The sequence below is a fragment of the Vibrio sp. SCSIO 43097 genome, from assembly GCF_023650755.1.
GTDB lineage: Bacteria > Pseudomonadota > Gammaproteobacteria > Enterobacterales > Vibrionaceae > Vibrio > Vibrio alginolyticus.
Window position 1 is genome coordinate 102,703 of sequence record NZ_CP071840.1, and the last position, 25,324, is coordinate 128,026.

A 25,324-nucleotide genomic window follows, 5' to 3' on the forward strand; every position below is an offset into this window, starting at 1 on the left:
CTAGGGCTGGAGAGCCGCCAGTAATTCTTGGTTGGATGCGCTTCCCGTGCATCTCACGCGAGTGAACCCCCTTTGAATTGCGATGTCAGCGATACGCTGACTGGGGATATACAACTCTTGTTGATTAAGCCAAGTCAATTGCTCCGACGTCAATTGGCTGCACAAATAATCCAGTTGTTCACCACTGGTGACAATAATCTGGTTAATTTGTAGGTTTTTCCATAGTGAGATACAGCTTACTGGATCGAATGGGATGAATTCTCTCTTGTAAGTCTCACTATAGTGAACTTTTGCGCCACGCCTCACCAATGCATCTTTGATCAGCTCTCTTCCGCCGTTACCACGAAGGATAAGAACTTGTTGTTGTGCCACATTGTTGAGCTCTGGCAGTCGCAATAAGTGTTCACTATCACTGACTTGGGGATAGTGTACTTTCTGTTGGGTACATTTGCTTAAATAGTGTGCTGTTTTTTGACCAACGGCAAGGTAAATAGCTTGTTTCGGCCATGACATCCCGTTGCTGGCTAAGATTTGCTGTGCACATTGCACTGCATGTCGACTAACAGCGATAACAATTTGAGCTTGATGTAGATGTTTAGAGAGGTGCGTGTCCGTGAGATCGGCGACAATGTCGATCAGAGGATGGTGATATGCGGAAATGCCGTGCCTTTCGAGCAGAGAGCAAAGCGCGCTGCCTTGCTCTCCCGGCCGAGTGACCAACACTGCCATGGTTATTCGTGATCTGCGTACAGCTTAGTTAGGATTTCACGAGCGCCGTTATCTAGCAGCTCATTGGCTAGCTGCACTCCTAATGCTTCGCCATCTTTACGATGGCCACGAATTTCACCACGAACAATTTCGCTGCCATCTGGTTCGCCAACTAATGCGCGTAGCCAAATGTTGTCGCCGTCTAGTAGGGCATAGCTGCCGATAGGTACCTGACAGCCGCCTTCTAGGGTCAGATTCATTGCGCGCTCACACAAAACGCGGTCTACGGTGTCTTGGTGGTTAAGTGGCTCAAGCAGTTTAAGCAGTCTTTCATCGTCAAGGCGGCACTCAATACCGACAGCACCTTGGCCTACCGCTGGTAGTGATTGCTCTGGTTCGATAAAGCTACGAATGCGCTCTTCAAGCTTCAATCGTTTAAGGCCAGCCGCAGCAAGAATGATTGCATCATACTCACCCGCATCTAACTTACCAAGGCGAGTGCCCACATTACCGCGAAGCTCTTTGATGATGATGTCCGGACGATATTCTTTCAGTTGGCATTGACGGCGCAAACTGCAAGTACCAACCACGGCACCTTGAGGGAGCTCATCAATGTGGCTATAGGTATTAGAGACGAAGGCATCACGAGGATCTTCACGCTCACAAATGGTCACGAGGCCAAGGCCTTCTGGGAAATCGACGGGTACGTCTTTCATTGAGTGAACGGCGAGGTCTGCACGTCCTTCTAGCATCGCGATTTCAAGCTCTTTTACGAACAAGCCTTTGCCGCCAACTTTTGCTAGTGGTGTATCTAAAATCACGTCACCTTTGGTCACCATGGTTACTAACTCGACTTCCAAGCCTGGGTGAGCGGCTTGAAGGGCGTCTTTAACAAAGTAAGCTTGCCATAAAGCAAGAGGGCTTTTTCGAGTTGCAATGCGAATCGGTGTGGATTGTGTCATGATCTTCTCAATGCTGTTTGGATTTGGGTTTATCCTACCATTCTCATCAAGAAATGCTTACTGTTAGTTCGTTATCTCTGAAGGCTATGAATGGAATTACATGACGTTATGAAAATAGTGTGACTGGATTCTCAATTAGACTAAGGACTATTATTAGTAATAGGTAATAAGAGCGACACTACCGCGCGATTAATTTTGTGACTAAAGTATGGTTTTGTATCCGGAGTGATACACGGGCGTGAAGCTTTACCCGCACCAATAAAAGTGTTAAATTGATCACGTTTTTAAGCCGTTTTGGTTTAAAACGTCAGCAGATTTTCGTGATTGTTCAACCAAGGAATTCCCCTTGCAGGCTTACACCCAAAAAATCATCCAGCGACTAGATAATTTGAATCAGCAGCGAGTTGATCGCGCGTTGGCGCTTATGGATTCGCAAAGCCAGCAAGTCTTCCACTTGATTCCTGCCTTGTTGAACTACAACCATCCTGTAATTCCTGGCTATTATGATGCCGATGTCCCGTTTGGTGTGCATGGGCTTGAACTAAATAGCATTCAGCAACAATTCATAGATGATATTCAACTTGCCATTGGTCAGCCGCTCAAGACGGTAGAAAAGCCCGCTATATTGGGTTTGTACACCATGGGCAGTACCTCCTCGATTGGTCAAAGTACTTCCAGTGATTTGGATATTTGGGTGTGTATTTCACCAGAGATGGATTGTGACGAACGCGAGTTATTGACCAATAAATGCCTACTCATCACGGATTGGGCACAAAGCAAAGGCGTGGAAGCGAACTTTTTCTTAATGGATAAAGAGCGCTTTAGAAGCAATCATTCTGAGGAGATGACAGGTGATAACTGTGGTTCATCTCAGCACTTACTTTTGCTAGATGAATTCTATCGTAGTGCGGTGCGTATTGCCGGACAGCGTTTGTTATGGCAAATCGTGCCGCCAGAAATGGAAGAGTGTTACGACGAGTACGTTTCTCAACTGTGCAGTGATGGTTACATCGACTGTAGTGAATGGATCGACTTTGGTAAATTGAACTGCATTCCTGCTGAAGAATACTTCGGCTCGAACTTGTGGCAGTTATACAAAAGCATCGACTCTCCCTACAAATCGGTATTAAAAGCCATCTTGCTAGAAGCTTACTCGTGGGAATACCCGCATACTCAATTGTTAAGTATCGACACTAAGCGTCGTTTCTTTGCCCATGAGCCTGACCTCTATGGCATGGATGCGTACTACTTAATGTTGGAAAAAGTAACCCGTTACTTAGAGCGAATTCAAGACGATACACGTTTGGATTTGGTGCGTCGCTGTTTCTATCTCAAAACCCATGAAAAACTATCTCGTGAGCCGAATATTGGCTCAGTAGCTTGGCGTCGTGAAGCACTGAGCGATATGATTGCAAAATGGAATTGGGATGCCAGTGTCGTTGCAGAGCTCGATGACCGCCGTAATTGGAAGGTTGAACAAGTAAAGGTGGTACATCATGCATTGCTGGATGCGTTGATGCAAAGCTACCGTAACTTGATTCAATTTGCGCGTCGTAACGACATCACTTCTGCTATCAGTCCGCAAGACATCAGTATTTTGGCCCGTAAACTCTACGCTGCTTTTGAAGTATTGCCGGGCAAAGTAACGTTACTAAACCCACAGATTTCACCTGATCTGCACGAGCCTGACTTGAGCTTTATCGAAGTGAAAAAAGGGGGAGTGAACAAGTCTGGTTGGTACCTCTATAAACAACCGCTTATTGCGCACCGCATTTTGGGGCAACCATATCTAGAGCATCATGAATACTTGAGTAAGTTGGTTGCTTGGGCATTCTTCAATGGCTTGATCACCGAATCGACTCGTTTACATGCCGTGGTACGTGAAGCGCAGCTAGATATTGATAAGTTTTACCAAATGGTGAGTGACTTACGAAATACTTTTGCGTTGCGTAAGCGTCGTCCATCTATGCAGGCGCTAGCGAGTCCTTGTGAAATAAGCCAGCTTGCGATGTTCATCAACTTCGAAAATGATCCGACGTCTGAACTTTCTGGTCGTTCGCTGAAAGTGGATGTTAAGAACACCGATATTTTTAGCTTTGGTCCAGAACATAAAAATTTAGTCGGCAGTGTTGACCTTGTTTACCGTAACTCTTGGCATGAAGTGCGTACGCTGCATTTCAAAGGGGAAACGGCGATGCTGGATGCACTGAAAACCATTTTGGGCAAAATGCACCAAGATGCGTTGCCACCAGAATCAGTGGATGTGTTCTGCTATGCGAAGAACATGCGTGGTGTGATGCGTAATATGGTTTACCAGCTTTTAGCTGAATGTATCGACTTACGCTTGAAACCAGTAGAGCAAGAGAAACGCCGCCGCTTTAAAGCGATGCGTCTTGGTAACCAGACTTATGGGTTGTTCTTTGAACGTCGTGGTGTGTCGGTGCAGAAGCTAGAAAATTCCATCGATTTCTACCGCAGCATTTCTACTAACAAACTCAAAGGCTCGCCGCTGTTAATGCTCGATCGTGAGCAAGAATATCAAATGCCGGAAGCGGTGGATGGGTTTGCCAGTGAAGGTCTGGTGCAGTTCTTCTTTGAAGATAACGAAGATGGCTTCAATATTTATGTGTTGGATGAGTCAAATCAAGTGGAAGTGTATCACCAATTTAGCGGCTCTAAAGATGAAATGATTTCGTCTGTAAACAGCTTCTACACGTCGGTAAAAGACGATAGTCGCGTCGCGTCTAAGTTTATTAACTTTAACCTGCCTCAGTACTATCAAATTATTCACCCTGAAGAGGGGAATGCGTATATCATTCCTTACCGTAATGACGGTTGTTCACCGAGTCGCCCGACCAAAACTGTGAACGCGTAATTAAACCCGTATCAATAAACAAAAAGAGCACTTCGGTGCTCTTTTTGTTTTGGTGACGATTGACCAGAATTATGCCCAATCAATGGCTTCGCCCGCGTGCTTTTCACATTCTTGCTTCACCATTTCAAATAGCTCCATACCCGTTTTTGAGCAGGTCCATTTACCTTCAATAAGTTTGAAGTGGAAACCACCAGATTTGGACGCTAGCCAGATCTCATGCATCGGCTCTTGGCGATTAATGATGATTTGGCTGCGGTCTTCAAATTCCAATGTCATTACGTTGCCAGTGACTTCGTAATCAATGTCTGCGCCTGAATCATCGATGGATTCTTCGATGATTTGCATCTGCGCATCCACCAGTTGATGAAATTCAGTATCGTTCATCCGTCTATCCTATTGCTTTTCCTGAGTGTGGTGCGATTATAGGGGGCATTGATTCAATAATCACGATATGCGAAATGAAAAAATTAGTTACTGTGTTGTTTGTGATGGTTGCCGCGACCTTAGCGGGGTGTGGTCAGTCTGGCTCACTATACATTCCAGATGACACTCAACAGAATGAGCAATCACAATAAATAACCGCACCTTAGGGTGAAATTAGGGTTCAGCAGTCGAATAAAATAAGGGAAGCGAATTTTGGATTACTTCAACTATCAGGATGATGGCCAGCTTTGGGCCGAAGACGTCCCACTTCAAGCTCTTGCAGAGCAATATGGCACTCCTCTTTACGTATATTCTCGAGCCACGCTAGAGCGCCATTGGAAGGCGTTTGATAGTGCTGTGGGTCAGCATCCTCACCTGGTTTGCTACGCGGTGAAAGCCAACTCAAACTTAGGCGTATTGAACACGCTAGCGCGTTTGGGATCGGGTTTTGACATCGTGTCGGGTGGTGAACTTGAGCGTGTGATTGCCGCAGGCGGTGATCCGAAAAAAGTCGTTTTCTCTGGTGTTGGTAAAACATCGGCAGAGATGAAGCGCGCTCTTGAGCTAGGTATCAAATGTTTCAACGTTGAATCTGAGCCAGAGCTAGAACGTTTGAACAAGGTTGCGGGTGAGCTTGGTGTGATTGCGCCAATTTCTCTTCGTATCAATCCAGATGTCGACGCGAAAACACACCCTTACATTTCGACTGGTCTTCGCGACAATAAATTCGGCATTGCGTTTGATCGTGCGCCAGATGTTTATAAATTCGCGCAAAGCCTGCCTAACTTGAATGTGCAAGGTATCGACTGCCACATTGGTTCTCAGCTGACCAATATAGACCCATTTATCGACGCGACAGACCGTTTATTAGCTCTGATTGATGATTTAAAAGCGCAAGGCATTAACATTCGCCATCTTGATGTCGGTGGCGGTTTGGGTGTGGTCTATCGTGATGAATTACCACCTCAGCCTTCTGATTACGCCAAAGCGTTACTAGGCCGTCTTGAAAATCACCAAGACTTGGAGCTGATCTTTGAGCCAGGCCGTGCAATTGCTGCGAACGCAGGTATCTTGCTAACGCGTGTTGAGTTTTTAAAACATACTGAGCATAAAAACTTTGCGATTATCGACGCTGCAATGAACGACTTGATGCGTCCTGCGCTATACCAAGCATGGCAAGATATTGTGCCAGTTTCACCGCGAAAGGGTGAAGCTCAGACTTACGACTTGGTTGGTCCTATTTGTGAAACCGGCGACTTCTTGGGTAAAGATCGCGCACTCGTTTTGCAAGAAGGTGATCTACTCGCGGTTCGTTCAGCAGGTGCCTATGGTTTTGTGATGTCTTCGAACTACAATACTCGTACCCGAGCGGCAGAAGTGATGGTGGACGGTAAACAAAGCCACTTAGTTCGCCAGCGTGAGGAGCTGACCAGTTTGTGGCAGCTGGAACAGATTCTACCGGAGTAACACACAACAAATGCATTTCCACTTTTCCAAAATGCACGGTTTGGGCAACGACTTCATGGTCGTCGACTGTATTACCCAGAACGTGTTTTTCTCGCAAGACCTGATCCGCCGCTTGGCGGATCGTCATACTGGCGTTGGTTTTGACCAATTGCTTGTGGTAGAGGCCCCTTACGACCCTGAAACCGACTTCCATTATCGGATTTTTAATGCCGATGGTAGTGAAGTTGAACAGTGTGGTAACGGTGCACGCTGTTTTGCCCGCTTTGTTCGCTTGAAGGGGCTGACCAATAAATACAGCATCAGCGTAAGCACCAAGAAAGGAAAGATGATTCTCAACATCGAAGATGATGGGGAAGTGACGGTCAACATGGGCGTGCCAGAGTTTGAACCGAACAAAATTCCTTTCAAAGCGAAGCAAAAAGAGAAAACTTACATCATGCGCGCTGGTGAAAAAACGCTGTTCTGTGGCGCGGTAAGCATGGGTAACCCGCATGTGGTGACGGTGGTCGATGACGTGGATACTGCTGATGTCGATACATTAGGCCCGCTGCTTGAGTCGCACGAGCGTTTCCCAGAGCGCGTCAACGCTGGCTTTATGCAGGTGGTGAGTCGTGACCATATTCGTCTTCGAGTTTACGAGCGAGGCGCAGGTGAAACACAAGCTTGTGGTAGCGGCGCTTGCGCGGCGGTAGCGGTTGGGATTCTGCAGGGCTTGTTGGATGAAAACGTTAAGGTTTCTCTACCAGGTGGTGAACTGCGAATTGCGTGGCAAGGTCCGGGTAAGCCGTTGTTTATGACCGGACCTACAACGCATGTATTTGATGGTCAATTGTCTTGCTAGTAGAAGAAAAAGGAAACGGTTTGTCTCAAGTAGAAGCAGATGCCTTAACGGCTGAAGTGGTGGCCGAGTACCTCAAAGATCATCCCGATTTTTTTGTGCAGCGTCCAGAGCTTGTGGATCGTTTATCTTTCCCACACTCAGACTTAGGCGCGGTATCTTTGGTACACATCCAAATGAATCGCCAACGTCAGCGCATTGAAGAGTTAGAGGAAGAGATCACTACACTAATGTCGCTTGCGGCGAACAATGATCGCACCTTTTACGAATTTATGGATTTGCAGGGGCAGATTCTAAAGTGTGGTGACTTTAAACAAGTCATTCACTCTATCGAAGAGAAAGCCAAAGCATTGGGCTTACGTGCGTTTGTTCGATTGTTTAGTCAATGCGACGCATCGATTCAATTGAGTAAGGAAAGTTATCAACGCTTTGCGACCACTCACTTAAATGGCAAAGATGCGTACTTAGGACGTCTTCGCAAAGTGGATCGTGAAGCTTTGTTTGGCAACATGGAAGTGCCGGAAATGGGGTCCTATGTGGTACTACCGCTCGTGAAACAGCAAACACTGGGCGTGCTTGCTTTTTCTAGTGAAGATGGCGGCCATTTTCAGCCAGATATGGATACCTTGTTTTTGCGTCACCTATCATTAGTAGTGGCACATCTCGCTCAAACACTGGTATGGCAAAGTTACGATGACGACAACTCCCAACACTCCTCTGCCAAATAATCTGCAAAAGCCTCTTGAGCGCTTCTATGAATTCTTACGAAGCGAAAAGGGGCTTAGCCTACATACTCAGCGCAATTACAAACAGCAGCTAGAAACAATGGCGCAGCACCTAGCTGAAATGGGGCTCAAAGATTGGTCTCAAGTGGATGCTGGTTGGGTGCGCCAATTAGCAGGTAAGGGCATGCGAGAAGGCATGAAAGCCAGCAGTTTGGCAACGCGCCTCTCATCGCTGCGTAGCTTTTTCGATTTCCTTATTCTGCGTGGCGAGATGTCGGCTAACCCAGCCAAAGGGGTTTCAGCACCTCGCAAAAAACGCCCGTTGCCCAAAAACCTCGATGTTGACGAAGTGAGCCAATTACTTGAAGTCAACGAGGACGACCCGTTGGCTGTGCGCGATCGCGCCATGATGGAGCTGATGTATGGCGCCGGCTTACGTTTGGCTGAACTGGTGGGTGTGGATGTACGTGACGTACAACTGCGTAGTGGTGAGCTTCGTGTTATTGGTAAAGGCGATAAAGAACGTAAAGTGCCGTTCTCTGGGATGGCAACCGAGTGGGTTGGGAAGTGGCTACGCGTTCGTGGTGATTTAGCCGCTCCAGGTGAGCCCGCCTTGTTTGTATCTAAGCTCGGAACGCGTATTTCGCATCGTAGCGTGCAAAAGCGCATGGCTGAATGGGGGCAGAAACAGTCTGTCGCAAGCCATATTAGTCCGCATAAATTGCGTCACTCATTTGCGACACATATGCTCGAATCAAGCAATAACTTACGTGCGGTGCAGGAGCTTTTAGGGCACGAGAACATTTCGACGACCCAAATCTACACGCACTTGGATTTCCAACATTTGGCGCAAGCCTACGACCAAGCCCACCCACGCGCACGCAAAAAGAACGGGGAGTGAGCCGAAGTATGAAATTTTATCGCCGTATCGAGCCTATTAAGGCAATGACCTTTGACCTAGATGATACCCTCTATGACAACTATCCTGTGATCGTTCGCATGGAGCGTGAGTTGCTATCTTGGCTCAAGCACCATCATCCAGCGGTTGCTCATATGAACAAAGCGGATTGGTTTGCTCTCAAACAGCGAGTTGTGCAGCAACAACCCGAGCTGAAGAGCGATGTCACTTTATGGCGTTTAGTGCAACTTCAGCAAGCCTTCTCCCAAGTAGGCTACGACGAAGACGCAGCACATGCCGCCGCGAAAGCCGCAGTAGACGTTGCGTTGGACTGGCGTAACCGTTTTGAAGTGCCGCAGCAAAGCCTCGATGTACTGGAGGAACTCGCGCAGCACATCCCGTTGGTGGCAATCACCAACGGTAATGTGGATTTAGACCGCATCGGTCTTACGCCTTATTTCCAACAGGTACTTAAAGCAGGACCAGATGGATTGGCGAAACCCGCAACCGATATGTTTACTAAAGCGAAGCGATTCTTGGATATTCCTGCGGAGAATATTCTGCATGTCGGTGATCATCTAACCACGGATGTGCATGGTGCAAAGTTGGCTGGTTTTGCAGCCTGTTGGTTTAATGATATGAATAAAAATGTCATTAACCATTCAAAAACACGTACTTTACCTGATATTGAAATCAATAGTTTGCAGCCGTTACTCACACTTTTTTAATTGCTTTCGCATTAATCCATTCTAATCTCATTTTGTGTCTAGAAAAGCAGCTCAAAGCCACGTAAATTATTCTCTATTAAATAAAAATAGTAACGCCACACGTCGTGGTGAAGATAGTGTTACGGCAGTGGTAGGTCCATGCGAGCTTTTTCAAAACTGGTTCACGATGTCAGTCAACTGAATGACTTTTTAGTCACTTTTCCGACTTCCTCAGATAAACAATATTTAGTACAAATATTGTCGACGCAATCGCGCGAATTTACGACCACACTTGCAGACGCCGTTTTGTCGTCGCTGCCGAATGCTCATGTTATGGGGCATAGTACGCGTAATGTAATTCTGGAAGGGGAGATATTTACTTCTGGTTGCCTAGTGAGTGTGATTGAATTTGAGCAAACCACGCTGACTTCTGCGGTACAAACATACTCTTACTCCCCTGACATTGATGGCGGGGAGCTCAAGCGCTCTCTTCTAATGCAGCATAATTCACAGGTGATCCTCAGCTTTGCTGTGCAAATTGAACGACGTGACTATCCCTTGTTTCAAACCTTCGCCAGTGAAGAAGTAGTGATTTCTGGAGGGTTGGCGCAGAGTATTGACGATGGCTGCTGGGTGCTATATCAAAACCGAGTTTACGATAACGCTGTGGTTGCCGTAGCTTTGCACAGTGATACTTTGAAGCTATGGACTAATGCGTATTCGGAATGGAACCCGATTGGCATGCCACACAAAGTCACTCATGCAAAAGGAACGCGCTTGTATTGTTTAGGTGAGAAGAAAGCGCTGGAAGTATACAAGCGTTACTTGGCGGATGGCCATGACGTGACGCTGAGTCAACTGCTCAGCTTTCCTTTGTATCGAGAAAGCTTAGGGCGAAAGGAAGTTTGTACGGTAACGGAGCTACACGCTGATGGCAGTATGAGCTTCGACAGGCCCTGGTGTCTTGGTGACGAAGTGCAATTTTGCTATAACCATCCCTCGTTAACGCTCGAGCAAGTGCGGCATGGTGTGGTTGAGTTAGCCATGCACCAACCTGAAGTCGTGATGATTTTTAACTGCGCGTCACGGTTAGACTTTATTGACAGCAGCGACGAAGTCCAAGCCTTTAAAGATATTGCGACGACGTTTGGTAGTTACTGTATGGGGGAACTGCATGGTGGTATTGGTCAGCCCGAAATTCTTCATCACAGCCTGACGTATTTAGCGATGCGAGAGGGAGACGAAGTGCAAACATTGAACTTGCCTAAGTCGCCCGTTAGCTCCTCTATTTCACCGTTGTTTAGCTTGATTCGAAATGCGATCGGCGATCTCAACCATATGAACGCGCATATGGGATATCAACTCGATCGCCAAACGCGCAAGTTACAAGAAAGCTATCGACGCGACAGTCGCACGGGGTTACAAAACCGGGTCGCATTGCAAGAGCGGCTGAGTAACATCGATTTGGATGAGCATTTGTTGACTCTAAAGCTACTTAACTTTAGTCATATTAACGAAAAATACGGCTACCGAGTGGGAGATCAATTACTCAAAGATCTCTCAATGCACTTTACGAATCGACTACGAAAGCGTTTCGGCATGCCAACGGCTTTGCAGCTTTATAGTATTGGGGTTGGTGAATGGGCGTTCATATTTAAAGCTGATCAAAGCAGCGAGACCATCAAACAGCACTTTACGCGTTTTGCTGACGCGGTAGAACAAACTAATTTTGAGCCAATTGGCCTACGTGAAATAGATTATCTTTCTATCTCGCTATGCGGCGGCTTAGTGAGTCGCCGAGATTTTCCATCCGCTTCAGTGGATGAGCTCTTACTCAAAGGCATCGAAGCGAGACGCTCCGGTGTACGCAGTAATACTCATATCTGTAATGCGAAAGATATTGAAGTCAGTGAGGATGTGCGTAAAGAGCAACTTGGATGGCTAAGTTGCGTCAGTAGAGCCATTCTCAAACAGAACATCATCACTTATAGCCAACCCATTGTGCATGCTGGTAGCCACAAATTGGCAAGCCAAGAATGTTTGGTTCGTATTCTGGAAGCCGATGGAACGGTGATTGCGCCAAGGCGTTTTCTGCCAATTATCTCTGATACGCATCTTTACACTCGACTAAGTCGGCACATGATTCATTCTACGTTGCATTATATGCGAGATAAGCAAGGTGACTTTTCTATAAACTTATCGCCGCAAGATTTGCTCAGTGATAAAACTTTAATGCTTTTAGAGCATGAAATTAGCCAGCTAAATGACCCAAGGCGAATTGGTTTAGAAGTGCTGGAATCTGAGCAGATCAAAGACTACGGCCGAATGATAGAAGTGTGCAGTCATTTTAGAAGCTTAGGGGCGCGTATCATTGTTGATGACTTTGGGTCCGGTTATTCGAATATCGATGAAATCCTAAAGTTGGAGCCAGAAGTCATAAAGCTCGATGGCAGCTTGATTCGTGATATTGATAAAGACTTAAAACAGCGCAAGATCGCTTCCCAGTTGGTGCGTTTGTGCCAGGTGTTTAACGCGGAGACGGTGGCGGAGTTCGTCCACAATCAGGAGGTGTGTACCATTGCACAAGACATGGGGGTGGATTATTTGCAGGGTTACTATCTTGGCGAGCCGACTCGACTGTTTTAATGATGTTTCACGTGAAACTTCTTGTCGTAAAAAACGCAGCGTAGGCTGCGTTTTTTGTTTGGTTCTTCTACTGAGCTTAATGGTTAACGCTTAAGAGCGTGTCCACTCTTTTCAGCTTGGAACAGAGCGAGGTAATGGGCAAAAAAGCGCTGCATTTGTTGTTGGTTGTTTTGTTCTCCAAGTTGCCCGAGCAAATGTGCAGCGACTTCAAACGTACACAAATTACCTTGTTGTTGGTTGCGTCGCAGCTGATATTGTGAGTCCGCCGACGCAGACAATCCCATAGTAGGGATACCTTCTAACCAACGGCTCTTATTGATCATCTTGCGCGCCTCTTGCCAGGTGGCATCTAAAATAATAAACAGCGGAGTTTTGGTTTGTTGCTGGCTTTGGAGTACCACATGTTCGAGTGTGATACTTTCTTCACAGGGGAAGAGCAACACCGGATACCGCGACGGATCAGCTAATAGAGTGAGCAATTCTGCTGGTGGCTGTTTGCGATCCCAGATTACTCGCTCAATGTTGAGTTGGCACTGCTCTAGTAGCTGGCCGGTATTAGTATCACGCTTCAGTTCATTCGGATGCATTAACAGCAGGATGTTGTGCTCACTGTTAAGTTTCGGCATTAGCGAGCACATACAATTGAATTGAAAACCGCAGGTTGGACACGGTTGTGACATTACAGACGAACTCCTTCGCGCACCGGGCTTATCCCATCAGAGAACAGACGCACACCACTGACTTGGTTCGGCGTTGCCGTTGGCGCCATGCTTGGGTTGAGTGGGTAGCTAACCCCAGTGTATTGCATCACGTGTTGAGCCGCTTTAGCTCCGCCACCGCTGACATTAAAAATCAGATCTCGCCAACCATGAGAGGTTTGTTGGCCGAGCATAATCGGGCTTTGCACTAGTGTAATGCGGCTATTAAAGCGCCATTCCTTTTCGTGATGTTCAAATATTAGCAATGTACAGCCACCGGAACCACACCAATCCAACTGTACCAATAGCTCTTCGTTACCATCGCTGTTGAGGTCGTAAGTTAGCCAACGGTATTGGTTATTGTTGGGGTTGGTTTGATGGATAAAGAAGTAGTTACGCACCGCGGCATCTACTTTTGAATCAAACTCTGCACTAGAAGGGACGTCAGCACTACCGATGGGGTTGTTGGTGCGTTTTTCGGCTGGTTGCATGATGCCTTCATCACGAACGGTGGCAGGATAAAGGACTAAACCACCATCGGCGATTGGGTAGACCAAGTTACCGACTTTTTCTTTGGTCGCTTTGAGCTGATTGCCTTCTCGAGTAAACAGTCGCTCTGACATTAGCCTTTGCTGTTGATGATGCGTCATGACAACTTGAACCTGAGACGGACTTAACTGTTGCCAGTAACCACGCTCGATTAATGGTGCTTGTCCATTGGCGTAACGGTATTTTGTTGTGGCGCTGTGGTCTGGGTTTAAGGTCATTTGTACTTCAAAGCCTTGTGATTGGGTTGAGGTCGCGACATAGGTATTAGCCCAGCCAAGCGTTGCATCGACGTTTGCAGCCATACCACAACCTTGATACGTCTCGCCATCATGTTTTAGTGTTGCTTTCCAGCCATACAAAGAATCGCTCATTGTGTCTGAGCAGAGGTTTTCTGTTAAGCGAAGCTCACCACCTTGCAGTTGATAAGTGCGCTGGCGAGGTTGAAGCTGACTGCTGTTAATCGCTAATTTTGTGGTTTGTTTGCCGATTTGCTGGAATGTTAGTCCATTAGCCTCAAAGCTTGCCGACCAAGAAGGCTCATTACCAAACACGCGAGTTGGTTTGTTTGGTTGCTGACAACGGTTTGGGTTTTCCGTTGTGAGGAAGTTCACTTGTTCCACGACAAAGTTAGCATCGAAATCAGCAGAAAACCCATCGATGCCCGGTGGGTTGAGGTGGCCGATAACCTCGCCATACATAGTCTGGTAAGGCTCGTTATTTAACTGAATTGCTCGTTGCATTTGCTGTGGTGATAGTTGCAACCAATATTGCTTGTCGCTGCCACAAGGCATGATGTATTGGCTCTCGTGACCGACGATCACTTTTCCGCGCAGCATAAAAGTTTGAGGTTGAATGGTTTCAGGCTTATCTAAGGTTGCTGGTGGAGAGGTTGGGTCAGCAGCACCAGATTGTGGCGGCTGTGAACTACATGCTTGCAGAACCAGCAGGGTGGCAAGCGCCACTGGGTTTTTCAAAGCCTTCATGTTATATCTTCCTCATTATTGTTACTCAATCGGCATCGGATGGCATTATGGCATATTGGTTATTTAAAACTGAACCAGATACCTTTTCTATTGACACGCTTCGAACCCAAAAGGTTTCATGTTGGGAGGGAGTTCGTAATTATCAGGCGCGCAATATGATGCGTGACCAAGTGAAGGTGGGCGATTTAGTCCTGATTTACCACTCTTCCTGTAAACATGTTGGCGTGGCAGGTATTGCTAAAGTTGTGAGAGAAGCCTATCCCGATCATTTCCAATTCGATCCCGAAAGCGATTATTACGATCCAAAGTCAGACCCAGACAACCCGCGTTGGATTATGGTGGATGTCGAGTTTGTACGTAAAACGGCGCGAGTGATTCCGTTGTCGGTGATGAAAGCGATGCCAGAACTTGAGAACATGCCGTTGGTGAAACGTGGAAATCGCTTGTCGATTATGCCCGTGACAGAAGAAGAATGGGACGCGATTCTTGGCAAAGAGAAGCTGCCAAGTCAGCGATAAAAGAAAAGGGCTGCGAATGTGCAGCCCTTCATTATTTGGAGTATCGAAGCTTACAGCAAGTGTTCTTGTAGGTAGTGTGCAACCGCATCTTCCGCATTGCTGCCAATCACTTCATTATTTGGTAGAGCTTTCATCACTTTTTCGTGTGATGTACCCATAACTAGCCCTTTACCTGCCATCGACAGCATTTCTACGTCATTCATGCCATCACCAAATGCTACGCAGTTTTCTAACGTGAGGTCGAGTTTTTTCGCTACCGCTTCAAGAGCATGACCTTTAGACACGCCAGCGCTCATTACTTCCAAACACCAAGGCGTTGAAAATGCGATGTTCAGCTTATCACCAAACTGCTCACGTAGTTTGTTTTCAAATACGACCAAACGTTCGTGGTCTTCTCCTGGATGAGTAAAGAAAACTTTCGCAATACCGTCAGTTGGGGCTTGGTCTTCATCAAATAAGACGTAAGTGAATTCATCGTGGAAGTCACGTAACGTTTCATCATCCTTGTTCATCAACCAGCTATCATTTTGATACATGTGAATAAGTATTTCTTGATCATGTTTGATCGTGTCGATCACGCCTTGTACCAGTTCCGCAGGGACATTCTCGCTGTACATTAGCTGATCTTCCTGGTCATGCACTCGGGCACCATTCGACGTGATCATATAAGCTGGAATGCCAACTTGGCGACGGATGCTCGCAACGTCTACGTGGTGACGGCCGGTTGCAAAGACAAAGGTATAACCCTTTTCATGCAGCGCTTTTAGCGTCTCTTTTGAGTAAGCACTGAGCTGATGGTTTGGTGCGAGTAACGTGCCATCCAGATCAGAGGCAACGATTTTGGTGATCTCTTTGCAAGGTAGCGATGTGCTCATGAAGTCCTCGTAAACGGTTTGGATAGTGTGGAACAGGTGAATTGCAAACGGAGTACAGCAGACTGACTAGATCGTACTGCTCCGAATGCGGGGGAACTTGGGCCCGTAGCACTATGCGGTTAAACACTGTGTCAAAGTAGCCAAGTTCAAGCAGTGTACGCCAAAATGAGGATGAAAAAGAGGGTAAATCGATGTGTAGACATTTCCTCTTTAATCTTAGTCGTGAAATGGTCGCCTAGAGTTCTTATTGTGCTTGTTCGTTTGATGGCGATTTAGGGTCATTCATAAAGCGGAAAATCGCATCGAGCGCTTGATTACGATACTTGTCGGTCTCGAATAAGATTTCATGCTGTGCGCCTTCGATGGAAAGCAGCTCCGCGTGCGGGTTGGTTTTCCGCAATTTATCAATAAAACGCTTTTGCGCGAGGTTGCTAACAATCCGATCGTTTCCGGCTTGGATTAGGATTACTGGTATTTTGACTTGGCGAGTTAATAAAAAGCACTGCTTAGCGGCCATGAGCCCTTGCCAAACCCAGCGAGTGCTTGGCCCACCGACTTGCAGTTCCGGTTTTTCCGTATATAGGTTTCGGAACCATTGGTAGCGGCCGTAACTTTGGCTAAGTGGGTTATCTTCAAAGGGCTTAGGGAAGTAGGCCTGATGTCCTGGTGCATAGCGTGGCAAAGTCGATACCGCTGACATAATTTGTGTGACCGGAATCGCTATTGGTGAGAGGTACCATGGCAGGTTAATGCCAAACATGGGCGCACTTAGAATCAAACCAGTAAAAGGGTGTTCTGGGTGAGTTTGCAGGTAACGTGTGGCGATCGCGCCGCCCATAGAGTGCGCGATGATGAAGCATTGTTGATATTCGCTAAGGTCGTGTTTTTTTACGACGATGTCCATATCATCAATATAATCAGTAAAGTCATAGACGTGACCCATATCTGAGTCAGATAATAAACGATCTGATAAACCTTGTCCGCGGTGGTCAAAGGAATAGACATCGAAACCTTGGCGGTAGAGATCGTAAAACAGCTCTTGGTATTTCCAGGAAGACTCAATGCGTCCATTTACAATGAGCACGGCTTTTTTATGCTCTGGGTTGGTTAGCTTGCACCAGTAAATGTTCTTTTTCTCAGTCCCTTTAACAAAGCCCTCTTGGCGAGTTTGCCAAAGTGCTGCGATCGGACCACCAATTGCTTGCTCAAATAATGTCTCTTGAGTATAAGTCAAAGGTGAATGGTTAGTCGCCATTAGTTGATTACCTGAAGATACGTTGTTTACGCGATGTATCATCGAAGAATTAGTGAGGAAATGCAATGGATACCCATGTCTGGTTAGCTTATGTAGTAACAGCAATCGTTTTTAGTTTGGCTCCGGGCTCTGGCACGGTGAACTCAATCAGTAATGGTTTGAGTTACGGTACCCGTAAATCACTGGGTGCCATTATTGGCTTACAAATTGGTTTAGTTATCCACATCGCGCTGGTGGGGGCGGGTATTGGTGCGCTTGTCGCGCAGTCAGCAACCGCCTTTTCTGTCATTAAATGGGTTGGTGCCGCTTATCTGGTTTGGCTGGGGGTTCAGAAATGGCGCGACACATCAAGCTTAGTCGCAGCTGAAAACCACAACGAGATGTCAGGCACGGCGCTGTTGTACAAGGCAGTGTTAATTAACCTCACCAACCCTAAATCGATTGTTTTTCTGGTGGCGTTGTTCCCGCAGTTTATTGACCCGGCAAAAGACCAAATCACGCAACTGTTGGTGCTTGGCGTCACTACGGTCGTGATTGATGCGTGTGTAATGTTGGGTTACACGAGCTTGGCAGCACAAATGGGACGCTTTATTCGCTCCGATAAAATCATGGGAAAAATAAACAAAGTATTCGGTTCAATGTTCATGGGTTGTGGTGCATTATTAGCAGCTGCAAAGTCATAAGCCATTTATAGGTCCTTCTTTAGCATGAATACAACGTATGTCGCTCGCCAGCCGATCTTTAACCGAAAAAGACAGACGCTGGGTTATGAATTGTTGTTTCGAGACGGGGAGAGTAACGCATACCCTTCACATATTGATTCAAATCGAGCGACATACCGACTGATCGTCGAAAACTTTCTATCGCTGGGTACTAACCCAGTGATTGCCTCTTCAAGATGCTTTATTAACTTTCCTCATCAAAGCTTGGTGCGACGTTTGCCGCGCAGTTTGCCGAAAAACAAAATTGTCATCGAAGTGTTGGAAACGTGCCAACCTACGGATGAGCTTCTTGATGCGATTCGTGAGTTTTATCGAGAAGGTTACTTGATCGCTTTGGATGACTTCACCCTAACACCAGAATGGCGTCGTTTTTTGCCATATGTGCATATTGTGAAGCTCGACATTATGGCGATGGGGCTCGAAAAGGCCTGTGAACTGGTCAAAACACACCTTGCCAAACGCGTCAAATACCACTTTTTAGCAGAACGTGTTGAAACCGCAGAAGAGTTTGAGCAAGCGAAAGCGGCTGGCTTTAAATTTTTCCAAGGTTATTTTTTTAGCAAGCCACTCGTCTCGCAGACTAAATACGTCAGTCCTGAGCAAGTGTTGGCATTGCAACTGTTTCGTGAAGTTTGTGCTCCTGAGCCTGACTTTACTCGTATCGAGTCCATCATTACGCAAGATGTCGCGTTGTCATATAAATTATTGCGTTTTGTAAATACGCAAGCGCCGAATTTGGCTGTCGAAATCAGCTCTTTTCGTCAGGCATTGATTTATCTTGGCCAGGATAACCTTAAGCAGTTTGTCTCTTTGGTTGTGGCATCGTATATCTCCAGTAACAAGCCTCGAGAGCTGTATCACCTTTCATTGCAACGAGCTCAATTTTGCCAATTGATGTCGCGCTATCAGCCATTCTCTCATCTCAACGAACAAGGTTTCATGGTTGGTTTGCTGTCGATTCTAGATGCGTTGCTGGATCTTTCGGTGGAATCTTTAGTTAGGCAGTTACCGCTTAGTCATTCAGTACAACAAGCGCTATTACATCGCAAAGGGGTTTATGGCGCACTTATTTCCCTTGAAGAGTGCTACGAGCGTGCCGATTGGTCAGGGGTTGAAAAAATCACGATGCAATTGGGGTTGCCTTTAGAGGAAGTGAAGCTCTCCTTAGGTGAAGCGGTTCGCTGGAGTCAAAGCATCGCGACTGCATAATTTCTTGTCTTATCTTTTATCTCTTTGAATCTCTCTCTTTACAATCAAGCTGTTCGTTAGATGTGAAACTTTTATGACGATGGACGGTTTCCTCTTGACGATATATCTTAATTAAATAAATATATACGCATATCCATATATAGGTATGTTCATTATGCTTCCACATCAGTTTTTTAAGCTGTTATCCGATGAAACACGCGTACGTTGTTTAATGCTCGTGGCCCGTGAAGGTGAAACTTGCGTTGGCGATTTGGCGTTTGCTCTACAAGAGAGCCAGCCGAAAGTTTCTCGTCATCTTGCTCAGTTACGATCCAGTGGCATCTTGGTGGATAAACGCCAAGGGCAATGGGTGTATTACGAGTTATCACAGCAATTACCAGGTTGGATGCGAAAGTTAATTGAAGACTTAGTGGCATCAAACTGTTTGAAGCAGGAATACCAAGACGACATCACACGCTTACACGATAAAAGTCGTGAGGCTTGCTGTTAACAGCGAATAGAGATTCAAGGTAGAAGATTAGAGGGTAAAACTATGACAATTAAAGTAGGAATTAATGGCTTTGGCCGAATTGGTCGCTTAGCGCTGCGAGCGGCATTTGATTGGCCAGAATTGGAGTTTGTGTTAATCAACGATGTCGCAGGTGACGCCGCTACGCTTGGTCACTTATTAGAATTCGATTCAGTGCAAGGTCGTTGGCATCATGGAGTTCAGGTCGAAGGCAGTGAGCTCGTCATCAACGGCAAGCGTGTCGCCACGACTCAACAACGCGATATCGATGCGGTGAACTGGTCTGATTGTGATGTTGTGATTGAAGCGACAGGCGTACATCGCAAAACATCATTCCTAAACAAATACCTAGAGCAAGGCGTGAAACGTGTCGTGGTAAGCGCACCTGTGAAAGAAGAAGGTATCGCGAACATTGTGGTGGGCGTGAACGACCATATTTTCGACCCTGAAAAACATCGTATCGTGACAGCAGCTTCGTGTACGACTAACTGTATCGCACCTGTGGTTAAAGTCATTCATGAGAAATTGGGTATCGAACAATCTTCTTTTACGACCATTCACGACCTGACGAATACGCAAACTATTTTGGATGCGCCACACAAAGATCTACGCCGTGCAAGAGCATGCGGCATGAGCCTTATCCCGACTACGACGGGTAGCGCGAAGGCGATTGTCGAAATTTTCCCAGAATTAAAAGACAAAATTAATGGTCATGCGGTTCGCGTACCTCTAGCAAACGCATCGTTAACAGACATCATTTTTGATGTGAAGCGTGATACCACAGCAGAAGAAGTGAATGCACTGTTAAAAGAAGCATCTGAAGGTGATTTGAAAGGCATCCTTGGCTTCGAAGAGCGTCCTTTAGTTTCTATCGATTATAAAGGCGACCAACGTTCAACCATCGTTGATGCGCAATCAACCATGGTTGTGGGTTCTCGTATGGTTAAGATTTACGCTTGGTACGATAACGAAATGGGTTATGCAACGCGCACAGCAGAGCTGGTTCGTAACGTTGGTTTGGCTTAAAAGGGGGTCACAATGTCTCATCCTACATGGCAATTAGATTTGGACTCCGGTGCTTTAATCTTAACACCGTGCCCAGGAACGAAAGGTGTCGATTTGCATGCGTCGTTAGAACAGTTGAAAGAGCAGGGTGTTCAAGCGGTCGTTACTGCATTAGATGATAGTGAATTAGCTGCGAAGAATGTCTCTGCATTGGGTGAAGCCACTCAGCAACTGGGTATGAAATGGTTCCAGATCGAGATTGAAGACGACTGCGCACCAAATGAAGAATTTGCGACGAAGTGGCAACAAGCCAGTCCGGAACTGCACGCGATTCTTGCTCAAGGTGGCAAAGTTGCGATGCATTGCATGGGTGGTTCGGGGCGCACAGGTTTGTTCGCTGCTCACCTACTCCTAGAAAAGGAATGGCAGTTAGAAGATATCGTGCGAGAAGTGCAGGCATTGCGCCCTGGTGCATTTACAAAACCTGTGCAAGTTGAGTACATCGAACGCGTGGCTCAAGACGCTTGATCAGCTTAAATAGCTTTTGGTTCATTATGATCCAAAAGCTAAATTCGAGCTTCTTCAGGATACGACTGTTTACAAGAAAAGCCATTAATATTAACTAATGCATTGTTTTTAAGGTGTATTTTGCTTTTTATTGATGTTGGGGCATTTTTTGAAAATCACAGCAACATTGTATTGGTCAATGTTGCTGTACAGGTTAGGAAGTATTTAGAACATGATGATCTAAATGCTTCTATCGCTGTACATATGAGGTCAATATGATTTCTCAATTAAGCAAAAGTATTCGTCAGTACATGTTAGTGACGTTTAACTATTGGAACTTTACGGTGACCGATGGCGCACTGCGTATGCTGGTGGTGCTCTATTTTCATGACTTAGGTTATTCCACGTTAGCTATTGCCTCACTGTTTCTTTTCTATGAATTTTTTGGTGTGGTGACAAACCTGGTTGGTGGTTGGTTGGGCGCAAGGTTAGGCCTAAATAAAACCATGAACATTGGTTTAGCGATGCAAGTGTTTGCGTTGCTGATGCTCGCAGTACCAAATGCATGGCTGACCATCCCTTGGGTGATGGCAGCGCAAGCTCTGTCGGGGATTGCCAAAGATCTGAACAAAATGAGTGCTAAGAGCGCGATTAAAACGCTAGTACCAGACGAACAGCAAGGTGCGCTCTACAAATGGGTAGCGATTTTGACTGGCTCGAAGAATGCACTCAAAGGAGCGGGCTTTTTTGTTGGCGGCTTGCTGCTGTCTTGGGTGGGTTTTCAAAACTCGATGTTTATTATGGCGGGTGTACTTACATTAGTGTTTGTTTGCAGCATGATCTGGCTAGAAGCGGACATGGGTAAAGCAAAGAGTAAACCTAAGTTTCGCCAAATATTCTCCAAGTCTGAATCGATAAACATTTTATCCGCAGCTCGCATGTTCTTATTCGGTGCTCGTGATGTGTGGTTTGTCGTTGCTCTGCCTATTTATCTTGGTAGCGTGTTTGGCTGGGATCACTTGTGGGTTGGTAGCTTTCTCGCTGCGTGGGTCATTGCTTATGGGTTTGTGCAAGGCATTGCGCCGCGTATTACTGGCAAAGCGCAAGGTCGTGTGCCTGATGGTAGTGCAGCATTGGTGTGGGCAGGAGTCCTAGCGTTAATTACGGCTGGTATTGCTTATGGTGTGCAAATCGGTTGGCAGCCTGAATTGGTGATTGTGGTAGGTTTGATGATTTTTGGCGCTGTGTTTGCCATTAACTCTTCGCTGCACTCGTACTTGATAGTGAGCTACGCTAAAGGCGATGGCGTCTCGTTGGATGTCGGTTTTTATTACATGGCCAATGCGATGGGACGTTTGATTGGCACGGTATTATCGGGTTGGATCTACCAAGAGGCTGGTCTTGCGGCGTGCTTATGGGTTTCTTTTGCTTTCTTGGCACTGACGACGCTGATTTCAATTAAGTTGCCAAAAGCTGATGTTGCTACTGCGTAACTATCCCCAGTATCGCTATCTGTAGATGGTATAAATGGCTCCAAATCGGAGCCATTTTTGTTTCTTATGCGCCGTTTGGTGTAATCAGATTGTGTCGGTTTGGCATGGAGAGTGAATACTGATGCTTGGTTTTTGGTTCTCGTTAAGTGATTAGAGTGGTGATGAAATCCCCGTTGTAGGTCATTGTTGAGTTAAAAATAAGCAAAAACAGATTGTTAACCATTTCACTGGTTGAGATTTACCCTATGCTATAAACGATAAGCGACTCAAAGTAGGGAAAGGTATGAGAGAAAGGGTTCTGTTTTTTGATTTATTGCGCTGCTTCGCAGCGGTAGCAGTGATCGCCATTCACGTCTTGGCACCGTATCGAAATGAGTTAGGAGTGATTCCATTTGACCAATGGCTGACAGCGGTAGGCGTGAATAGCGTAACCCGCTGGGCAGTGCCAGTTTTTATTTTGATCACCGGAGCGCTAATGCTCAGTGACACTCGACCATTTGACGGTAAGTATTATATCAAAAGGCGTTTGGGCAAAGTTTTAGTTCCATTTCTTATTTGGTCGATGTTTTATGCATACCTTTCAGGCTGGACTTCTCAAGGCTTTGATTTTGAAACCGTAAAAGAGGTATTAAGCAATAGCCCATTCCACGCAACGTATTACCATCTCGGCTTTTTCTATTACTTTATACCACTGTATTTTGTGATTCCGCTGTTTCAATGGATGGTACGCAACGTGGATGACAACGTCTTGTATACCTATCTCGCATTTTGGCTTTTCACCAGCACACTGTTCTTGTTCAAGATTGATGGCCCTTGGAGTAATCAGATGTGGCTTTATATGGGTTACCTTCCACTGGGGTATGTTTTATTTCAAAAGGTACCTTCGAATCGCTCTATGGTGACCTTATTTGTTGGGCTAGGACTCGTGGCGTTGGCAGTGACCTTTACGATGGTTGTGACAAATAGCTTAGAGGCGGAGAAGTATACGGTTGGGCGCTGGCTCTCTTATAAAACACTGAATGTGATTCTAGCGGCTTCGATGATTTTTATGATCGGGCGTTACTTCGGTGAAGGCTTATCACCAAAAGTACAAAAAGTGGTTAGTGTGATCAGTCAGCACAGCTTAGGGATTTACTTACTTCACCCTATTTTCTTATGGCCGATGAAAGAGTTCGGTTGGTACACAGGACATCCTGCGTGGGTGATTCCAGTCTGGATCGTTCTAAGTGGATCTGGAGCCTTGGCGATGAGCTATCTCTTTTCTCTTTCTGCCAAGACTCGTTGGTTACTGCCTTAACGTTTGATAGCGAAGTGAAGGAACTTGTTGCCGCGATAGGTCAGTGTTCCCTTATCTCCAGGGTTGAGTGCATGGTAGTAATGCACTCCAATTTGGAATTCACGCTTTGGACCGATAGAACCACGTTGAACGTAAATCCAATACTCTTGATCGTCTTGACCTGGTGGTGCGTTTGGTATGTCTATCGCTTGTTTATCTAAAACCGTTACCTGCGCGCTTTGCTCTGGAGCGTCTTCGCCCACATAGTGCTTACTATAAAAACGGAAAAACACCCACGCGCCCAAGGCAATAAGGGCGAATAGGGCGAAAATAAGTGAGATTGGCATATTAACCTCCAATGTTTTATCGGGTCCCATTCTACAGAACTCGCTGACGAAACGATGAGTTGAGGTAACTTATTCATAATCTAATGAAAGGGACATGAATTTTATTCGGCGCACTTCACGGTTTATCTCAATGGGGACGCGATGAAATTGTTGCTTCATCTGTAAGCTACGTCACTAAAGCTGAACTAAGCAGCTTTCACTTGTCTGGCTATATGAGCTCAAGGGCACAAATTGAAAGTAAAATTGCACTTAACGGCTCGAAAAAGCTCTAAATTTATAGAAGAATAAAAATAATGAACATAGGAAGGGTCTGGTAAGGAGGGTTACGATGTCAGATATTGAAAAAGTAGTCATGCGTACCCGAACGATCGAAAAACTTTTGCGTACTCAGTACCATGCAGAAGGGAAAGGGTTGCACCAACTTATTAATAGTTGTGAAGAACGTTTACCGCATGACGTGATAGCAAAGCTTCGATTCATCGCGACAGTGCGTAATAAAGTGGTGCACGAAGACGATTACAAGCTGGATGATCGTAAAGGCTTTATGGCGGCATGTGATGCTTGTGAAAAAGAGCTGACACCAAGAAGCTCTCGCTTTATTTGGCGTACAGCAATTTTGCTAATGACGTTGATTACGCTGGCCGCTCTTGGTTTCTACTATATGCACTGGGATATTTTGTCTAAGCACATTCAGTAGAGCAATACAGATAAATAAAAAAGGACGCATTTGCGTCCTTTTTTATTTTAAATCATTGGGTTAGTACATCATTGGCAGTGTCATTAAACCCACAACCACTGCAATCATAACCAGCCCTTGTTTTTGAGAAGATGAAATCATAACACTACCCCTTAATCTTTGATGAACTCGATGAATTTAATATAGCACTGTTTTTGGGGTTTGATCAACATATGCTCGTTAATCTTTTCAAAAACCACACTTAACTTGTCTGGTTTTACGTGATTCTGACTAATGAAACTATGTTTTTTGTCCTGTATTTAAAGTGTTCACATTGTTTTGTTTTTATCCTTTTTGGTTTTAAGTGTTTGATTTTATAATGTTAAATGGTTTGTGGTGTTGGCTTTGTAATTGTTTTTTGCTTCGAATGGTATGTTGGGTCTTTATTTTGTCT

The 25,324-nt window shown here is 45.8% G+C and carries 25 protein-coding genes; 17 read left to right on the forward strand and 8 right to left on the reverse strand.

The annotated features are described in order from the left end of the window. Together J4N40_RS00510 and hemC are read right to left on the reverse strand one after the other, a co-directional pair. A complete protein-coding gene (locus J4N40_RS00510) occupies nt 1–729 on the reverse strand; it encodes a uroporphyrinogen-III synthase (protein WP_053350816.1) in 729 nt (242 codons plus the stop codon). A gap of 2 nt (nt 730–731) precedes the next feature. Beyond that, the gene (gene hemC / locus J4N40_RS00515; RefSeq protein WP_005383388.1) at nt 732–1,670 is read right to left on the reverse strand and encodes a hydroxymethylbilane synthase; all 939 of its coding nucleotides are present in this window, start codon (nt 1,668–1,670) and stop codon (nt 732–734) included. A 346-nt stretch (nt 1,671–2,016) separates the two neighbouring features. Between hemC and J4N40_RS00520 the strand changes: the two genes are divergently transcribed. Next, nucleotides 2,017–4,545, forward strand: a complete 2,529-nt coding sequence (locus J4N40_RS00520) for a class I adenylate cyclase (RefSeq protein ID WP_005378748.1) — start codon at nt 2,017–2,019, stop codon at nt 4,543–4,545. Between the two features lie 69 nt (nt 4,546–4,614). On the opposite strand, the gene cyaY is transcribed toward J4N40_RS00520, so the two are convergent. Beyond that, nucleotides 4,615–4,929, reverse strand: coding sequence for an iron donor protein CyaY (gene cyaY / locus J4N40_RS00525; RefSeq protein WP_005383391.1), 315 nt, complete (start codon nt 4,927–4,929; stop codon nt 4,615–4,617). A gap of 74 nt (nt 4,930–5,003) precedes the next feature. On the opposite strand from cyaY, the gene lptM reads away from it, so the two are divergent. From lptM to J4N40_RS00560, 7 genes are all read left to right on the forward strand, one after another. Further along, nucleotides 5,004–5,120: an LPS translocon maturation chaperone LptM gene (lptM, locus tag J4N40_RS24640; protein WP_005378746.1), complete on the forward strand. Its 117-nt coding sequence runs from the start codon at nt 5,004–5,006 to the stop codon at nt 5,118–5,120. 61 nt (nt 5,121–5,181) lie between these two features. Then, a complete protein-coding gene (lysA, locus tag J4N40_RS00535) occupies nt 5,182–6,435 on the forward strand; it encodes a diaminopimelate decarboxylase (RefSeq protein ID WP_033907276.1) in 1,254 nt (417 codons plus the stop codon). Nucleotides 6,436–6,445: 10 nt separating this feature from the next. Next, the gene (gene dapF, locus J4N40_RS00540; protein ID WP_006743008.1) at nt 6,446–7,276 is read left to right on the forward strand and encodes a diaminopimelate epimerase; all 831 of its coding nucleotides are present in this window, start codon (nt 6,446–6,448) and stop codon (nt 7,274–7,276) included. Continuing rightward, on the forward strand, nt 7,270–8,001 hold the full coding sequence (locus J4N40_RS00545) for a DUF484 family protein (RefSeq protein WP_005383398.1): 732 nt from the start codon (nt 7,270–7,272) through the stop codon (nt 7,999–8,001). Before dapF ends, J4N40_RS00545 begins: the two co-directional genes overlap by 7 nt. After that, nucleotides 7,967–8,899 (forward strand): tyrosine recombinase XerC, encoded by a 933-nt coding sequence (gene xerC / locus J4N40_RS00550; protein ID WP_053350819.1) that lies wholly within the window; start codon nt 7,967–7,969, stop codon nt 8,897–8,899. Before J4N40_RS00545 ends, xerC begins: the two co-directional genes overlap by 35 nt. Before the next feature lie 8 nt (nt 8,900–8,907). Continuing rightward, the gene (gene yigB, locus J4N40_RS00555) at nt 8,908–9,624 is read left to right on the forward strand and encodes a 5-amino-6-(5-phospho-D-ribitylamino)uracil phosphatase YigB (RefSeq protein ID WP_053350826.1); all 717 of its coding nucleotides are present in this window, start codon (nt 8,908–8,910) and stop codon (nt 9,622–9,624) included. A gap of 138 nt (nt 9,625–9,762) precedes the next feature. Beyond that, complete coding sequence (locus tag J4N40_RS00560) at nt 9,763–12,249, forward strand: EAL domain-containing protein (RefSeq protein WP_115386363.1); 2,487 nt, start codon at nt 9,763–9,765, stop codon at nt 12,247–12,249. Between the two features lie 83 nt (nt 12,250–12,332). On the opposite strand, the gene J4N40_RS00565 is transcribed toward J4N40_RS00560, so the two are convergent. Both J4N40_RS00565 and J4N40_RS00570 read right to left on the reverse strand, forming a co-directional pair. Then, a complete protein-coding gene (locus J4N40_RS00565; protein WP_033907272.1) occupies nt 12,333–12,929 on the reverse strand; it encodes a tRNA-uridine aminocarboxypropyltransferase in 597 nt (198 codons plus the stop codon). Further along, entirely contained in the window at nt 12,929–14,479 is a 1,551-nt protein-coding gene (locus J4N40_RS00570) for a COG3650 family protein (protein WP_054577269.1), read from the reverse strand. The genes J4N40_RS00565 and J4N40_RS00570 overlap by 1 nt, the downstream gene beginning before the upstream one ends. 47 nt (nt 14,480–14,526) lie before the next feature. On the opposite strand from J4N40_RS00570, the gene J4N40_RS00575 reads away from it, so the two are divergent. Further along, a complete protein-coding gene (locus tag J4N40_RS00575) occupies nt 14,527–14,997 on the forward strand; it encodes an EVE domain-containing protein (protein ID WP_005378735.1) in 471 nt (156 codons plus the stop codon). Nucleotides 14,998–15,047: 50 nt separating this feature from the next. Here J4N40_RS00575 and J4N40_RS00580 read toward each other — a convergent pair whose 3' ends face one another. Then, nucleotides 15,048–15,872: a Cof-type HAD-IIB family hydrolase gene (locus J4N40_RS00580; protein ID WP_005378734.1), complete on the reverse strand. Its 825-nt coding sequence runs from the start codon at nt 15,870–15,872 to the stop codon at nt 15,048–15,050. 244 nt (nt 15,873–16,116) lie between these two features. Next, a complete protein-coding gene (locus J4N40_RS00585) occupies nt 16,117–17,127 on the reverse strand; it encodes an alpha/beta fold hydrolase (RefSeq protein WP_005378733.1) in 1,011 nt (336 codons plus the stop codon). Nucleotides 17,128–17,192: 65 nt separating this feature from the next. Here J4N40_RS00585 and rhtB point away from each other — a divergent pair, with 65 nt between their 5' ends. The 7 genes from rhtB to J4N40_RS00620 all read left to right on the forward strand — a co-directional run bounded on the left by rhtB (nt 17,193) and on the right by J4N40_RS00620 (nt 23,868). Further along, nucleotides 17,193–17,810 (forward strand): homoserine/homoserine lactone efflux protein, encoded by a 618-nt coding sequence (rhtB, locus tag J4N40_RS00590; RefSeq protein WP_054729573.1) that lies wholly within the window; start codon nt 17,193–17,195, stop codon nt 17,808–17,810. A gap of 24 nt (nt 17,811–17,834) precedes the next feature. Continuing rightward, complete coding sequence (locus J4N40_RS00595; RefSeq protein ID WP_053304474.1) at nt 17,835–19,058, forward strand: EAL and HDOD domain-containing protein; 1,224 nt, start codon at nt 17,835–17,837, stop codon at nt 19,056–19,058. Nucleotides 19,059–19,212: 154 nt separating this feature from the next. Beyond that, nucleotides 19,213–19,548 (forward strand): metalloregulator ArsR/SmtB family transcription factor, encoded by a 336-nt coding sequence (locus J4N40_RS00600; protein WP_005378730.1) that lies wholly within the window; start codon nt 19,213–19,215, stop codon nt 19,546–19,548. A gap of 42 nt (nt 19,549–19,590) precedes the next feature. Next, nucleotides 19,591–20,592 (forward strand): ArsJ-associated glyceraldehyde-3-phosphate dehydrogenase, encoded by a 1,002-nt coding sequence (locus J4N40_RS00605; RefSeq protein WP_005383630.1) that lies wholly within the window; start codon nt 19,591–19,593, stop codon nt 20,590–20,592. Nucleotides 20,593–20,604: 12 nt separating this feature from the next. Next, complete coding sequence (locus tag J4N40_RS00610) at nt 20,605–21,099, forward strand: cyclin-dependent kinase inhibitor 3 family protein (RefSeq protein ID WP_005383629.1); 495 nt, start codon at nt 20,605–20,607, stop codon at nt 21,097–21,099. Nucleotides 21,100–21,353: 254 nt separating this feature from the next. Further along, nucleotides 21,354–22,571 carry an organoarsenical effux MFS transporter ArsJ gene (arsJ, locus tag J4N40_RS00615; RefSeq protein WP_054575539.1) on the forward strand — a complete coding sequence of 406 codons (1,218 nt, stop codon included), beginning with the start codon at nt 21,354–21,356 and terminating at the stop codon, nt 22,569–22,571. Nucleotides 22,572–22,854: 283 nt separating this feature from the next. Next, a complete protein-coding gene (locus J4N40_RS00620) occupies nt 22,855–23,868 on the forward strand; it encodes an acyltransferase (protein ID WP_064354407.1) in 1,014 nt (337 codons plus the stop codon). On the opposite strand, the gene J4N40_RS00625 is transcribed toward J4N40_RS00620, so the two are convergent. Further along, a complete protein-coding gene (locus J4N40_RS00625; RefSeq protein ID WP_005378719.1) occupies nt 23,865–24,194 on the reverse strand; it encodes a DUF2500 domain-containing protein in 330 nt (109 codons plus the stop codon). The two genes, J4N40_RS00620 and J4N40_RS00625, sit on opposite strands and share 4 nt — an antisense overlap. A gap of 328 nt (nt 24,195–24,522) precedes the next feature. On the opposite strand from J4N40_RS00625, the gene J4N40_RS00630 reads away from it, so the two are divergent. Next, on the forward strand, nt 24,523–24,891 hold the full coding sequence (locus tag J4N40_RS00630; RefSeq protein WP_005378717.1) for a hypothetical protein: 369 nt from the start codon (nt 24,523–24,525) through the stop codon (nt 24,889–24,891). Nucleotides 24,892–25,324: the final 433 nt, after the last annotated feature.

Bases quoted from the DNA above. Each gene is read 5' to 3' on its own strand.
- J4N40_RS00510 (WP_053350816.1), bottom strand. From the start codon at position 729: ATGGCAGTGTTGGTCACTCGGCCGGGAGAGCAAGGCAGCGCGCTTTGC.
- hemC (WP_005383388.1), bottom strand. From the start codon at position 1,670: ATGACACAATCCACACCGATTCGCATTGCAACTCGAAAAAGCCCTCTT.
- cyaY (WP_005383391.1), bottom strand. From the start codon at position 4,929: ATGAACGATACTGAATTTCATCAACTGGTGGATGCGCAGATGCAAATC.
- lptM (WP_005378746.1), top strand. From the start codon at position 5,004: ATGAAAAAATTAGTTACTGTGTTGTTTGTGATGGTTGCCGCGACCTTA.
- dapF (WP_006743008.1), top strand. From the start codon at position 6,446: ATGCATTTCCACTTTTCCAAAATGCACGGTTTGGGCAACGACTTCATG.
- xerC (WP_053350819.1), top strand. From the start codon at position 7,967: ATGACGACAACTCCCAACACTCCTCTGCCAAATAATCTGCAAAAGCCT.
- yigB (WP_053350826.1), top strand. From the start codon at position 8,908: ATGAAATTTTATCGCCGTATCGAGCCTATTAAGGCAATGACCTTTGAC.
- J4N40_RS00560 (WP_115386363.1), top strand. From the start codon at position 9,763: ATGCGAGCTTTTTCAAAACTGGTTCACGATGTCAGTCAACTGAATGAC.
- J4N40_RS00565 (WP_033907272.1), bottom strand. From the start codon at position 12,929: ATGTCACAACCGTGTCCAACCTGCGGTTTTCAATTCAATTGTATGTGC.
- J4N40_RS00570 (WP_054577269.1), bottom strand. From the start codon at position 14,479: ATGAAGGCTTTGAAAAACCCAGTGGCGCTTGCCACCCTGCTGGTTCTG.
- J4N40_RS00575 (WP_005378735.1), top strand. From the start codon at position 14,527: ATGGCATATTGGTTATTTAAAACTGAACCAGATACCTTTTCTATTGAC.
- J4N40_RS00580 (WP_005378734.1), bottom strand. From the start codon at position 15,872: ATGAGCACATCGCTACCTTGCAAAGAGATCACCAAAATCGTTGCCTCT.
- J4N40_RS00585 (WP_005378733.1), bottom strand. From the start codon at position 17,127: ATGGCGACTAACCATTCACCTTTGACTTATACTCAAGAGACATTATTT.
- rhtB (WP_054729573.1), top strand. From the start codon at position 17,193: ATGGATACCCATGTCTGGTTAGCTTATGTAGTAACAGCAATCGTTTTT.
- J4N40_RS00595 (WP_053304474.1), top strand. From the start codon at position 17,835: ATGAATACAACGTATGTCGCTCGCCAGCCGATCTTTAACCGAAAAAGA.
- J4N40_RS00600 (WP_005378730.1), top strand. From the start codon at position 19,213: ATGCTTCCACATCAGTTTTTTAAGCTGTTATCCGATGAAACACGCGTA.
- J4N40_RS00605 (WP_005383630.1), top strand. From the start codon at position 19,591: ATGACAATTAAAGTAGGAATTAATGGCTTTGGCCGAATTGGTCGCTTA.
- J4N40_RS00610 (WP_005383629.1), top strand. From the start codon at position 20,605: ATGTCTCATCCTACATGGCAATTAGATTTGGACTCCGGTGCTTTAATC.
- arsJ (WP_054575539.1), top strand. From the start codon at position 21,354: ATGATTTCTCAATTAAGCAAAAGTATTCGTCAGTACATGTTAGTGACG.
- J4N40_RS00620 (WP_064354407.1), top strand. From the start codon at position 22,855: ATGAGAGAAAGGGTTCTGTTTTTTGATTTATTGCGCTGCTTCGCAGCG.
- J4N40_RS00625 (WP_005378719.1), bottom strand. From the start codon at position 24,194: ATGCCAATCTCACTTATTTTCGCCCTATTCGCCCTTATTGCCTTGGGC.
- J4N40_RS00630 (WP_005378717.1), top strand. From the start codon at position 24,523: ATGTCAGATATTGAAAAAGTAGTCATGCGTACCCGAACGATCGAAAAA.